This is a genomic window from Bacillus sp. EB600 (assembly GCF_024494385.1).
In the GTDB taxonomy this organism is placed as follows: Bacteria; Bacillota; Bacilli; order Bacillales; family Cytobacillaceae; genus JAEVLT01.
On record NZ_JAEVLT010000044.1, the window covers coordinates 21,280 to 34,895 of the forward strand.

10 protein-coding genes and 3 pseudogenes are annotated in these 13,616 nt (G+C 34.8%); 7 read left to right on the forward strand and 6 right to left on the reverse strand.

From position 1 onward, the window contains the following. Positions 1-141 precede the first annotated feature (141 nt). Positions 142-318: pseudogene (locus tag JN080_RS24965) on the reverse strand (tRNA (cytidine(34)-2'-O)-methyltransferase); the annotation flags it as partial. 162 nt (positions 319-480) lie between these two features. On the opposite strand from JN080_RS24965, the gene JN080_RS30040 reads away from it, so the two are divergent. Both JN080_RS30040 and JN080_RS24970 read left to right on the forward strand, forming a co-directional pair. Next, on the forward strand, positions 481-726 hold the full coding sequence (locus tag JN080_RS30040) for a sugar nucleotide-binding protein (RefSeq protein ID WP_375141767.1): 246 nt from the start codon (positions 481-483) through the stop codon (positions 724-726). Further along, positions 719-1,176: pseudogene (locus tag JN080_RS24970) on the forward strand (dTDP-4-dehydrorhamnose 3,5-epimerase family protein). Before JN080_RS30040 ends, JN080_RS24970 begins: the two are co-directional and overlap by 8 nt. A 139-nt stretch (positions 1,177-1,315) precedes the next feature. Here the strand turns inward: JN080_RS24970 and JN080_RS24975 are convergent. Beyond that, positions 1,316-1,552, reverse strand: a pseudogene (locus JN080_RS24975) (adenylyl-sulfate kinase); the annotation flags it as partial. 140 nt (positions 1,553-1,692) lie between these two features. Beyond that, complete coding sequence (gene sat / locus JN080_RS24980) at positions 1,693-2,859, reverse strand: sulfate adenylyltransferase (RefSeq protein WP_256238670.1); 1,167 nt, start codon at positions 2,857-2,859, stop codon at positions 1,693-1,695. A 1,968-nt stretch (positions 2,860-4,827) separates the two neighbouring features. On the opposite strand from sat, the gene JN080_RS24985 reads away from it, so the two are divergent. The 3 genes from JN080_RS24985 (at position 4,828) to JN080_RS24995 (ending at position 7,650) form a co-directional block, all read left to right on the forward strand. Then, complete coding sequence (locus JN080_RS24985) at positions 4,828-5,481, forward strand: DUF1796 family putative cysteine peptidase (protein ID WP_256238671.1); 654 nt, start codon at positions 4,828-4,830, stop codon at positions 5,479-5,481. Between the two features lie 264 nt (positions 5,482-5,745). Next, positions 5,746-6,633: a sulfotransferase family protein gene (locus JN080_RS24990; protein ID WP_256238672.1), complete on the forward strand. Its 888-nt coding sequence runs from the start codon at positions 5,746-5,748 to the stop codon at positions 6,631-6,633. A gap of 315 nt (positions 6,634-6,948) precedes the next feature. Then, positions 6,949-7,650, forward strand: a complete 702-nt coding sequence (locus JN080_RS24995) for a sulfotransferase family 2 domain-containing protein (RefSeq protein WP_256238673.1) — start codon at positions 6,949-6,951, stop codon at positions 7,648-7,650. Between the two features lie 528 nt (positions 7,651-8,178). On the opposite strand, the gene JN080_RS25000 is transcribed toward JN080_RS24995, so the two are convergent. From JN080_RS25000 to JN080_RS25010, 3 genes are all read right to left on the reverse strand, one after another. Then, positions 8,179-9,291 carry a glycosyltransferase family 4 protein gene (locus tag JN080_RS25000; protein WP_256238674.1) on the reverse strand — a complete coding sequence of 371 codons (1,113 nt, stop codon included), beginning with the start codon at positions 9,289-9,291 and terminating at the stop codon, positions 8,179-8,181. 162 nt (positions 9,292-9,453) lie between these two features. Continuing rightward, the gene (locus JN080_RS25005) at positions 9,454-10,707 is read right to left on the reverse strand and encodes a glycosyltransferase family 4 protein (protein ID WP_256238675.1); all 1,254 of its coding nucleotides are present in this window, start codon (positions 10,705-10,707) and stop codon (positions 9,454-9,456) included. A gap of 258 nt (positions 10,708-10,965) precedes the next feature. Beyond that, the gene (locus JN080_RS25010) at positions 10,966-11,409 is read right to left on the reverse strand and encodes a hypothetical protein (protein WP_256238676.1); all 444 of its coding nucleotides are present in this window, start codon (positions 11,407-11,409) and stop codon (positions 10,966-10,968) included. Between the two features lie 247 nt (positions 11,410-11,656). Between JN080_RS25010 and JN080_RS25015 the strand changes: the two genes are divergently transcribed. Together JN080_RS25015 and JN080_RS25020 are read left to right on the forward strand one after the other, a co-directional pair. Beyond that, complete coding sequence (locus JN080_RS25015) at positions 11,657-12,643, forward strand: polysaccharide biosynthesis protein (protein WP_256238677.1); 987 nt, start codon at positions 11,657-11,659, stop codon at positions 12,641-12,643. Further along, entirely contained in the window at positions 12,640-13,545 is a 906-nt protein-coding gene (locus tag JN080_RS25020) for an NAD-dependent epimerase/dehydratase family protein (RefSeq protein WP_256238678.1), read from the forward strand. Before JN080_RS25015 ends, JN080_RS25020 begins: the two co-directional genes overlap by 4 nt. The last annotated feature ends 71 nt before the right edge of the window (positions 13,546-13,616 follow it).

The following is a 13,616-nucleotide window of genomic DNA, read 5'->3' on the forward strand; positions in this document are numbered from 1 at the left end:
TATTCACTTGTTCAAGATATGTATTCTTCTGAACAAGGATGTCCGAGTAGTGTGTGATCCTAACGGGGCAATTTACTTTAAAAAGCACAATATTTTTGTATGGAAAAGCAAACAAAAAATCTTCCAAGATGGAAGATTTTTTTATTTTAAATTGGGATATCCTTGCTGGCGCAAAGCCCCATGCACCAATATAGCAGCAGTATTCGAAAGGTTCAGTGAACGAACATTATCATTCATTGGTATTCTCAAAAAATGATCTTTATTTTTTTCTAGTAAATCTTTTGGTAATCCCGTTGTTTCTTTTCCAAACATAAAATAAAAGCATCTTCAAGCCTATTTAGACGAATTTTGTTATCGATTTAATCGAAGAAAATTCAAAGGTAAATAGTTTAGCCGTTTAGGGATACTCTGTGCATCTACAAAGACGATTACCTATTCTGAGCTAGTGGGATAATCATTTTAATAAATAAAAAAACCGGTATTTATCATGTATCCAATTCAGGGGAATGTTCATGGTTCTCATTTGCAAGAACGATTTTCAAAGAAGCAGGGGAGAGTCCAAATTTGGTCAAACCAATAACAACTGAGGGGTACGGGGCTCTTGCACCAAGTCCACGTTATTCGGTTTTGGAGCATCACGCTTTAATGAGAGAGGATGTTAAGCCCCCAGACATTGGAAAGATGCCTTACAGGAATATATACGAAAGGAGAGTTATAAATGATTGAAGGAGTGAGATTAAAACGACTTACAAAACATTGTGATGATCGCGGCTTTTTTGCAGAACTTGTTCGTGACGATGAACCTGAACTATTGACAAGATTTGGTCAGGCCTCATGGTCGATGAGCTATCAAGGTGTTATTAAGGCGTTTCATTATCACGAAAAACAAGATGATCTATGGTTTTTTCCTTCCGGCAATGCACAAGTTGTACTTTATGATCTAGGGGAAGATCCGTCCACCCATGGGGAAACGGATGTGTATTATTTGGGTGAGGAAAATCCGGTTATGCTCCTTATTCCAAAAGGAGTCGCGCGTGGTTACCGTGTACTTGGCCAAAAGCCTGCCACGATCATTTACTTTACAACGGAATCCTATAACAGAGATCATCCTGATGAAAACCAATCCGCTGGGACGATTCTTTGATAAATTTTAATTGGGAGACTGAGAACCGTTAGTTATTTTGTTTTGCAGAACTATGTTATATAGTTTTTAACTTTTTTTTAACTTTTAAATACAGAAGAATTTGTTCCGCACATTTTTCGAGGGGAAACTTATCGGTTTCCACAATAATTTCTGGTTTTTCCGGTTCTTCATATCTGCTTTAGAAAAACCAAGATCTTCATTTAAGCCAAACCGAACGTTATCTCCGTCCAAGCGATAGGTTTTCACTCCCTGGGTAAACAATCTCTCTTCAATTTCAGCAGCTAAAGTCGACTTTCCAGATCCTGATAGGCCAGTAAACCAAATGACAACACTTTTGTGTCCGTATGCTTTCAGGCGCGTTTTTTTAGATATATTTCCAATATGCCATGTAATATTCTTAGATTTCAGGCCGATCACCTTTCTTTTAAAAAACCAATAAGAACCAAACAGAATAAACAATTGTTAGAGTCATAGACAATGGTAATTAGCACAAATGCGATTTACTTAGTCATATTCATTTTTCTCCATAGTTTGAAAATGGCAAAGCGTTATGATTCATCTTGGTTCATTCCGTTCATTAAGATTTCAACTACCTCAGGACGGGAAAACTCCTTTGGCGGGTATACGCCGTTTCGCAACATTTGCCTGACCTTTGTCCCACTTAAATAAAAGTGAGATTCCTTTTCATGAGGGCAGGTTTTGGAAGTGCACATACTCTCGCATTTTGTGCAAAAAAAGGAATGTTCAAATTTTAGAATCTCAATTTCTAAATCCTCTTTTGTGAAATTTTCAAAAATCTTTTGTGAATCATATGTTCCATAATAATTTCCTACACCGGCATGGTCTCTGCCGACAATAAAATGTGTACAACCATAATTTTTCCGCACAATCGCATGGAATACGGCTTCCCTGGGACCTGCATATCTCATAGCCGCTGGATAAACAGAAAGCATGACCCTGTCCATTGGATAATATTTGTCCAAAAGAACTTGATAGCTTTGCATTCGAAGATTGGCAGGAATATCATCCTTTTTCGTTTCACCAATCAGCGGGTGGATCAACAGGCCATCTGTTATTTCAAGAGCGGTTTTTTGAATGTACTCATGAGCCCTGTGAATTGGATTGCGGGTTTGAAATCCGACGATTGTTTGCCAGCCTCTATCTTGGAAAGCCTTCCGAATGTCGATTGGATCGTTAAAGTATTTTTCAAACGGACAATGGGGAGGACGTTCGACCATTAGAATCGGACCGGCCAAATAAATGTCTCCTTTTTGGAATAGTTTTTGCACCCCGGGATGATTCAGGTCTGTAGTTCCATAAATTTGTTCTGCCTCTTCTTGTTTGTTATAGTTGTATTTTTCATCCAATTTTAGAACTCCGTAAAGGTTTTTATCTAAACCTTTTAAACCTATCTCCATTCCAATTTCCAGCTGTTCTGCTTCTTCGTTCGTTACAGGGAGAGTAATCGGAATTGTCCAAACTGTCCCATTTGAAAATCGCATATTTTTTAAGATACTTTGATAGTCCTTTTTGCCAGTAAATCCGGTTAAAGGACTGAATGCACCGGTTGCAATAAGCTCAAGGTCGGATAAGGTCCATGAATCAATATAGATTGAAGGCAAATGGGAACCCATTTCTTTAAAGTATTTTGCTTGTTTTAGGTCTGCTATTCTTTGAACTAATGTTCCTCCGTGTGGGAGAATCATCGCTACCATCCTTTCTATTATCTATAAAATATCTTGATTAATTTATTAATTTACTTTCCAGGTATTTCAGCATACTTTTCAAGGTCATATTTTGTCTATTATTTCCGGTGTCGTGAGCATCCATTAATAACTTCAAAAGCCTGTCTTTTGAGATGTTAATAGGTTTTATATCATGTCCCACCTGAAGAAATTCTCCTTTCTTAAAGCTTTAACATCATAAGTTGAATGAAAAAAGGTCTCATTTTAATTTATGAGTTAATTAAATAATCGGAGAGGGCATTTTGGCAAAACAAGCTTAAGCCTAAGCAGATCGGAATAAATCAATATTCATTTTCAAAAACCTTAAAATTAAAATCTAATAGTAGATCCGTACAAGCAGTAGTTAATGGTTTTAATATAATATCTTAAGAAAGTGAGGTGGTTAAATCTATGTGTCTATGCCATGAATTTAATAAACGATTTTCATCTAACGGCTTATTCCACGGTAGACCTGTAAAGACTGGGGACGGAAAGTACGCAACTAAACTCGTCTCCCCACAGGTGATGGTGAAACACCCATCGAGGCCTAATTTTAAGAATGGAAAAAATAATTGATGTGTTGGCAAAATAGATTAAAAGAACAAACTATGTCAAAGAAATAGGACATTTGGCCTCTTTTTGTGCGATGAGCAGTCGCATGGAGTGTTGACTGAGTCAACACTCTTCTTTTCATTACAAGACAGTGACGTCATTTCGATAAAACGACTGAATAAAGATAATGAATATCAATCCCAGATGGTGTAAATCCATCCCCGAGGAGACTGACATAGCTCGGTAAGCCTAATAAAAGCGGCGAAAGTATTAAATAATGTTAGACAAAAATTAACCAAAGTCTGCTTAACACTCCACCCTGAGAAAACAAATTAAACATATTAAATGGGGATTTAAATTTTTAGAATATAAGATTAAACAAGGAAAAGGGCTTAAACTTCCTAGCAATAAAATCAAAAAGCAACCTAACATCCGAACATCTATGCAATTCCAAAGGAAAAGTCAGTGAAGCGATTCATGGATACTATACGTAACCACACAAAGCGAAGAATACCTTTAAGCTTATTTGAGTTAATAGAGAGCATATATCCGGTTATCAGAGGATAGGTTAACTACTACCGTAAAGCTCACGTTAGGAAATTCTGGAATAACAGAGGTTTATAAATTAATTTAAGGTCAGACTTTTTAAAGGAGTTTCCATAATAACGGTTTAGTATTTTAAATCACTGTCAACTAACTTTTGGAAACACTTCTTACAATCTTGGAGTTGTGACAGACAACAAATTTTTAAAAAAATAGGTTGTTAATCTAACAAAATTTCCCTTTTTCAATATTATATACTATAATCCTTATTTTATTGTTTATAGCATTAAAGATATTAACTGTCTTAATCAAATACATTGTTAATATAACGGATTATAACGAAGTAACTAATAAAAAAATATTTTCTTGTTATTCATTATGTATTTATGAATTTTATCCTTATAAAGGACAAGTTCTATATAAAGGGGGAATAAGGTGAATAATCCTAAGAATCCAGATATATGTAAAGCAATGGAGCATATTTCAAAAGCTATTTTTTATTTGAACAAGGCAATGCAGGAACAAGAAGACTAAACCAGTAAGTACGAACTGTGGCTTGTGAAAGAAAACCTTGAAATGTCACAAAGAATTATCTTAAATGGTCTATTTCATACGTAAGAACATCAAAAGCTTCATTTCATACAAACTTTTTAAAATCACTTAAAGCGGGCAAATTATCCTCAATTAGATAACTCATCAAATCACTATCTATATCCCTTCATATACTAGAGTAGAGATTAAAAAATCCTGGACGGAGAACGTATGAATTAACATGTTTCTTTGCTCTGTAAGATAATTTTATATATATAAAGAGGACTTTAAATTTTGTGAGTGAAACCTTTTTAAAAGAGAGGAGTGAATGATTTGAATTTACAGCAGATTAAAGGACAGTATGATGTAATTGTTAGTTTAGGTTTTGCGTGTAATACTGCCATGAAATTAAGAGATCACAATTTAAGAAAATTTTCAGGACCAATCGACTGGATGGTGTCTGAATCTCTGTCTGATGTCAGTCGGCTATTAAAGAATAGATTTAAGGGTTTTATGGAATTAGAAAATATGCGTTTACTACATGGACATGGGTCTGGTCATGGTCTGGATAATGGAACTGATCTTCAACCATCTATTAACCATGTTATAAAGGATACATTTTATAATATTGTTTCATATCATGATTTCCCTGTAATACCAAACCAAGATTGGACTGCAACATATCCAGCTTTTAAAAATAAGACTCAATATCGGATAGAAAGGTTTATGGGAAAAATCACAAATAGTCAATCCGTCCTATTCGTGAGATGGGGAGGCAGTTATGAACAAGCAATCGAACTGCATTCTATTTTGTCCCGGATTGTCAAAGGTACGTTTAACATCCTTATTCTCGTGCCGGTAGAGGGCCATCAGGGTGTAAGTGATTTAAATTGGATCTTAAATCAAGTTTGTGCTGTTAGAGTTCCCAATCTCGTCTATGATGATGCAACTTGGAACTATGTTTTACATGGAATAACTGTAGTATAATGTCACGATCAAAAAACGTTTTTTACATTTTGTAAGGAACGTTTTTTATTTATCTCCAATAACTCATAACTAAATTTTGATTTAGTAGTATGTAAAAAGAACGAGTCACTCCTTCCTACTCGATTTATTAGGATGTACGGAAAAACCATAAGCCTTCAAAAGAACATTTACCAGTCATGAACTATATATTAACAATAGATAAATATGATTTGATTGGTCAGAGGGAAGGAGTGCCTTCACACAACCATTTAGGGAGGAACTAAATTGAATAAAATAATCAATAAACCAGTGTTCGTGGTAGGGTGTATGAGGAGCGGAACAACAATGCTGGCAGATTTACTTGGTATGCACCCGAATGTTATTCATTGCCCGTTCGAATTACGGATGGTATGGTCGCGGGCAGGGAATGTTCCAATGGCCTCACCGAAAACAAGGGACAGAACTTGCCCGTGTTTAAAAGAGACTGATGTTAAACCCGGGCAAGCGGAGAGAATATCAGGGGCATTTTTACAGGAGATGATCAAAAATAAGGGAACAAAAAACTTAGATACCTCAATTTTTCTAAATAAAAACCCACATCTTGGTAACAAACTTCCATTCGTAAATTCTTTATTCCCAAATGCTCGTTTTATATGGATCTATCGTGATATGCCAAGTGTAGCCGCAAGCTTAAAGAAAATCCTGAACCGAAAAGAAATCCATTATTGGCCGGAAAAGAAGGAGTCAGAGGTGCGATGCTGGGGGTGTTTTTTTAATGGAATTCCAGCCAACATCAATCGTAAACGTTGTTTTCCTGGAGGGGATGTAAGATATTTAGCAGAATATTGGTACGAAACAAATAAAGCCATTTCAGAATTTGTTCAAACCATGCCATCAGGTCGTGCCTTTATCATTAAGGAAGAAGAGTTAATTTCGCATCCAGAAAAGGTTTTAACGGAGTGTCAGTCCTTTTTAGGTCTTCCTATTAATCTACCAAGAAATATGATTAATAAAATTGATAGAAATCGAAATAAATTGTGGAATAAAAGGTTAACAATGGCAGAGATTAATTCCTTACTGCAATTTGTCCATGAATGTGGTGATTCGTTAAATTTAATATTCCCAGAAAGTAGACTTTTTGAAAAATATAGTGAGTTAATTTCATCAGTTTGAAAGTGTGGGTAAATCCGGAAAGTGATAATGTTCACCTTGAATTTTAAAAAAAAACTTGAGATTCACAATTAAAAAATACATCTTTTTGTGAATCCTAAGTTTTTTATTATTTTACTAAATTATACATATATTCATGGGTTTTCCACTATAATGAGTGAAACTAACTATTAAAAGGGCCAATTGTTCCTTAGATACACATTTAAAAAATAATAAGTCATTTTCTCTATAGCAAAACTTAAAATTTTTAATATATTTATAATAACTCTTTATATTCAATTAATAAGTTATACAGAAATTTTAAAGGAGGGAGATTATGTGGATAAGTCACAAAAATACGAAGATCATGTGTTAATTTTTATGCATATTCCTAAAACTGCAGGGATTACATTAAGATCAATAATTAAAAATCAATACATGCCCGAAGAAGTAATAAATACTTTTGAACACGACACCGGTTTTGAGACTATTGAGTACAGAGTAAGAACTGAAAATATAAAATGTTTACTTAGTCATCATCCGTTTGGTATTCATAAGCTAGTTCATAAGCCATTTACCTATGTAACAATGCTCCGAGATCCTGTCGACCGTGTAATATCAGCATATTATTATTTACACAAAAACACTGATACCTTGGAAGAATTTAAAAAAAAAATTGATAATGTAAATTTAAAGGAATTTGTAACACAAGATGACAAGGACTTCCAATACTTTGTCAATAATATGCAAACAAGGATTGTTTCTGGAGAATTCGATCCCAAAAGAGCTAATTTAAATAAGGCAAAGGATAATTTTAGGGACTATTTTTCTGTAATTGGAATAACAGAAATGTTTGATGAATCGATGAACTTGATGAAGGAAAAGTTTAATTGGGGGGATATCCATTATACAAAGCAAAACGTTACAAAGAAGCGACCTTTAAAGGAAAATGTCCCTGAAGAAATCATAAAGCTAATTGAAGAAAAAAATCAACTTGACCTAGAGTTATACAGATGGGTTAAGGAAAACTTGCAAAATTAGTTAGGAATATTAGAATAGGCTTTTCAAATCGTTTGAAATTTAAATCCTCCAAGGAGATCCAGAGCAACTTTTTTATCGTATGGAGTTTTATAGGAAGATCGAATTCAAAATTTATTAAAAAGAACCATTTGTTTCTGAAATTTGTACAAGCAGTAGAAAACTACTTTAAGATCCTATTTTGAGGGGGCGTTTAAACGGTTTTCATTTAAATGTTTTCTATATTTCTAGTATAGGCTAAAGAAAAGAAGTCTTTAACAAAAGTTGTTTAACTTTGATCCCACATCTATCCCAACAATACAATTAAACGAGAAAAAATGGAAAATCAGGAAGTGGCTTGTAGCATGTCTCGAATCACTTCCTATTCTTTTTTGAATCTGCAAAGGTAAAATATCCAGTACATGTAAGTGTATAACTTGATGAACATCATATTATCTATTCAGGGCAAAAAAATCCCCTGCGAAATTAAAATTCGGAGGGGAATTTTGTTATGTTTGTTCATATATAGTTTGCCGTTTTTACAATTTCCGCCTATTTATTTTTCAATTGTAGAGCCCTATGATATTCAGCAATCGTATTTTCGATCATTTTTGTTATTGACCAATGATCAATTGCCCAATTGTATGCGTTCTTTGCCAAAAATTCCCGAAATTGTTGATTTTCCATTAGATTCCTGATGGTTAGAAATAAAGAATGGCTATTTCGCTTTGGAAAAATTAAACCTGTCTCACCATTTTTTACCATTTCCGGGATTCCGCCAGCATCAGATACAACAACCGGAATTCCAGCAATTTGTGCCTCCATTACCGCATAGGGCATATTATCCTGTAAACTTGGAAAAACAAACATATCTGCCATTTTTAACAAAGAGGCGACATTTTCTTGATTACCTAGAAATTTTACATCACCAGAAAGTCCCAGTCTGTTAACCTGCTGCCTAAGTTGATTAAGCAGCGGTCCCCCTCCAATCAACCAGCAGGCCCAATCCTTTCGTACCTTTTTTAGCTCCGCCAATGCATTTAAAAGATATTGATGGCCTTTTAACGGAACTAATCTGGCTGTGCAAACAATAATGAACTTATTGAGCGGTCGAGAAATGTGGGAAGGCAGGTGCATTTTCCTTATAAACTCTTCAATATCAATTCCGTATGGTACAATTCCAAATGGTTGATTTATATCAACCTTATAATCTTTAAAAAAAACATTTTTTAACCATTGTGAACCAACAATACAAATGTCACTTGATGTGATTGCTTTGGATTCTGCTTCAAAGCTTTGCCGCCAAGCTGGGGTATTTAGGGCTAAGGCTCCATTAAGGACTTGGTTAAAAGCGAGGGCGCCGTGTAATGATGCAACTAATGGTGTATGCCGGGGCTTAATTCTTGAGATGGCTACTGAAGGTATAATTCCTTGAGCATGAATGATATCATAATTAGCAAAGGGTAATTTGGAGGCCTCGTTTTGATAAGCGGTAATCATCTGTGCTTGTGATGGAGAAGATTTACCTGCATTTTTTATGGAAGGAGTATGACAGAAAAGATCGACATGATGCCCGTGATGTTTTAATCCCTGGACGAGTTGTTCGATATAGGTTGTAACTCCAATCTTCCCCGGATATTTTAACGATGTAATGAGGATTTTCATGTTGTGTCCCTCTTTTACTGAAGGTATATGTGAATCTCAAAGTTTTAGTAAGGGGCTGATTAATACATTACATTGGATGTAAGGTCAAATGCGTCAAAGCTAAACCCTTGAATAAGACAGGTAATGTATCTTCAAAAAATCTCTGTTTCAAGTGCCTTCTTTTTATTTTGCTGCATTTGCATTGCTTATCAAATTTCTATAAATAGTTAATAGCTGATCAGTCATTCTATAAATAGACCAGTATTTTGAGGCCCATTGTCTTGTATTAAAGGCAATTGTCTTTCGTAGATGATCATTTTCTAACAAATTATTTAAGTGATGGAACATTGGGTCGCTTTCTCCCGATGGAAAAACAAGACCTGTTTGGCCATGTTGTACCATTTCGGGCATACCTCCTGCATTACTTATTACGACTGCATTGCCAGCAATTTGGGCTTCAATGAGTGATAGTGGCATATTGTCCTGTAAACTTGGAAGAACAAATATATCCGATTGGTTCAATAAAGCAGGAACATCGTCTCGTGCCCCTAAGAATTTTACATTATCATTTAAACCCAAGTGTGCTGATTGGTTTTGTAGCTTATTTTTCATATCGCCTTCACCAACAACCCAACAGACCCAATCATTTCTAACCTTTTTTAGTTTAGATAGTGCATCAATTAATAAATATACGCCTTTTAATTGTATTAACCTTCCTGTATATATAATAACCTTCTTTTCTGGGGGACGAACAATATCAGGTTGTTTGTTCATTTTCTCTAGGAATTTTTGAATATTTATTCCGTAAGGAAAGGTTACTATTCTATTTTCTGAAACATTATTATCTTTTATTAGAATATTCTTGGTCCATTGGGTAGAAGTATGAATTAAGTCTGCAGAACTAGTACCCAATTGTTCTAACGCCCAATAGTGCCTCCAATAAGGTGTTTTTTTTATTTCTTGAATTGTTGCTTTAGGATTAGTAAATTTATAAAATTGAATAACTTCTCTTGCAATGGCTCCGTGAATACTCGCAAACAATGGAGTCTTTTTGGGCTTTACCCTGCTTAGGCACCGTGTGGAGATAACATCCTGTGTATGAATAATGTCATACTGCTCCAAACCAAAATAGGCTGCTGCATGTTCCATATAATATCGATCTGCCTCGAGGTTATTTCCCGTTTGGTCGGTGTTTTTCTCATGACTTAATTTGGGGTACAAAGTCGTTTGCAGCATTGGAAGAAGTCTGTCTTTTTTTATTACCAAATTTTTATTAACAATATGATAGCCTGAACCATCCTGACAGTTTCCTAAAATATCTACATCATGTCCCAATGACTCCAGGCCTTCTTTGATTTGGCACATCAATGGCCAAACTCCGCCCAAATGAGGAATATACCAATAGGTAGCCAACAGTATTTTCAAAGAAGTACTCATTCCTTTCAGAATTTTTACTAATTTTTGAGTTACAATTTTGTTCCTAAAATGTGAAAAGTTTTTCTGAAAATGAAAGTTCCTTATTCTAATGTTAGAGTGAACATTTTCTAATGCAACAAATATAAAGTCATTATATGTAAGGACACCTTATTCTGAACGGGACAAATAAACAAATGGTATACTTTTCTTTTTCAGGTTAAATTCAAACTTTAAGCCTGTTAGTAAACGGGCTTAAAGTTTGAACTTATTGGTTAACGTTTATGAGCTAATTAAAGATCCGCTGAAATGAACAGGTCCCTCAATCCTTGTTGTACCTACAACACTCTCAAATCTTACGTTCAAAAAGTATGTTTCAAATGTAGGCATATTAACAGCTGAGATTTCAGCATGAGTAATATCTGTAGTTTGAGTTCCGAAAATAGTTCCAGTGTTAAGTGTTAGGAAAAGACTGTCGCGAGTCTCAAATACAACTGGTCCAGTAGCGCTTCCAAGTCGGATTCTAATAATTAATTCAGATACTCCTGGCAAAACGGCATTTACTGACCACCCAATAGTACCGTTAAAAACTAATCGATCTCCAGGCTGGATACCATTCATAACAATCGAAGTCAGAAAAAATTCTTGGCCGGCTGGTAAAGTAAGGGGAAGGGAAAAGCTTCCACGTGGTGCTTCGTTAAAAGTAAACCATTTTAATGTAGGCACATTCATCACCTCCATATTATATATAATTCACTTTTTTGGAAAAGGCTTGTACAAAATCCTAATGGAGAAAAATTTTAAAAATATAGTTCATAATCTGAAGAAATACCTGTTATCAATTTTTTAAAGGATAGGTAATTAGTACATTTTTGAATTATTTTACTAAGTTTAGTTGATACACATAGAGCATGTCCTTGAATTTAACATATTTTAAAGGGAGAGAATTTTTAAATAGGAGGAGTTGATAAAGTTGTTTGATAACAGCACTGTTTTGGTTACAGGAGGAACCGGGTCCTGGGGACAAGAACTGGTAAAACAGTTGCTCCAATTAAGCCCAAAGGAGATCAGAATATTCTCAAGGAACGAATCAAATCAGGTTGAAATGAAAAGAACTTTTAATAATCCAAAACTCACCTTTTTTATTGGTGATATAAAAGAAATGGATACATTAATAACCGCAAGCAAAGGGGTTGATTATGTTTTCCATCTGGCTGCATTAAAGCATGTTCCTGTATGTGAAGAACAGCCCTATGAAGCTTTGAAAACAAATGTAATAGGGACACAAAATGTGATAGAGGCAGCTATTCATAATGATGTAAAAAAGGTTATCTATGTATCAACAGATAAAGTTGCTAATCCTTCTAACTTTTATGGTTTTAGTAAAGCAATGGGGGAAAAATTAACAATCCACGCTAATATACTTGGATTGAAGACAAAGTTTGTTTGTGTTAGAGGGGGAAATGTACTCGGTTCTAGTGGAAGCGTAGTCCCTCTGTTTCAAAAGCAAATTAAAGAAAAATCGAAAGTTGAGATAACCGACTTCAATATGACCCGTTTTTTCTTAACAATTGAAGATGCAGTAAAACTGCTATTTAAAGCGGCTAAAGAAAGTGTTGGCGGGGAAATATTTGTTATGAAAATGCCTGCATGCAGAATTGTGGATCTTGCCCAAGTTCTTATTGATTCCTCAGCTAAGAAAAATGTCATAATTGAAGAAACTGGGGTACGGCCAGGTGAAAAATTACATGAAATTTTATTTTCCGAATATGAAAGTGAAAATACTGTTAATTATGATGATCAGTATTATGTCATCCTACCTTTATTAAAAATTAATGATTTGGCGGAACGTTATTTGAAATATCCAAAGGTTTCTCTTAATATATATCGATCGGATCAAACATTGATATCCAAAGAAGAGATCAGACAAATGCTTCTTAATGGAGGCTTTATCTCGTGAAACCTGAAAAGATACTGATTACAGGTGCAGCTGGATTTACCGGTAGACATGCATGTCAGTACTTTTCTGATAGGGGATTTCAGGTTATTCCTGTTGTTAGAACCATGACAGGATCAGGCTTTGAATCCCACTATAATGTGATAAAATGTGAACTTACTAGCAAGAACCAAGTGATGGATCTAATATACAGCAATCAGCCTGACTATGTTTTACATCTTGCAGGACAAAACTCAGTCGACAAGTCATGGAAAGAACCACTTATAACATTTGAATCTAATGTGATGTCCACATTATATTTGCTAGAATCAATACGGACTTTAGGGAAAAATATTAAAGTAGTAATTGCTGGTTCAGCATTAGAAATCGATTCCTCAAAAACAAAATCCCCCCCGCATCCTTACAGCCTAAGCAAAACGATTCAAACACTTCTTTCATGTTCATTGGCAGATTTATTTGCTATGGATATCGTCATAGTAAATCCAACTAATTTGATTGGATCAGGACAATCAAATGGAATTTGTTCAATAATCGCAAGACAAATTTCTGCCATGATAAATGGCGTGCAAGAAAAAATCCTTACAATTAATGATTTGTCAGCCCGCCGAGATTTCCTTGATGTTAGAGATGCACTAAAGGCCTATCATATTTTATTTGAAAAGGGAAAAGCAGGGGAGAAGTACAATATCGCTACTGGAGTCACACATTCTTTAGAAGAGGTGATTGTGGAGTTTTCGAAAATTGCAGGGATCCAAATAACAATGCAAGCAATATCGCGAGCGGGCAATTGCACCGATTTAAATCTAGATATTGCCAAAATGAAACAATTAGGTTGGTTACCCAGTATTCCTTTTAATGAATCACTTAAAGACATTCTTACTTTTCATTTAGAGCATTATCAATAAAGAGTCTCGATTATCAAAACTCTGGATGTTAGCACATAAAACCTGAATATTTTAATTATGATTATCTATAA

Coding starts and splice junctions, on each gene's coding strand:
- sat (WP_256238670.1), bottom strand. CDS start 2,859: ATGGTAGCGATGATTCTCCCACACGGAGGAACATTAGTTCAAAGAATA.
- JN080_RS25000 (WP_256238674.1), bottom strand. CDS start 9,291: ATGAAAATCCTCATTACATCGTTAAAATATCCGGGGAAGATTGGAGTT.
- JN080_RS25005 (WP_256238675.1), bottom strand. CDS start 10,707: ATGAGTACTTCTTTGAAAATACTGTTGGCTACCTATTGGTATATTCCT.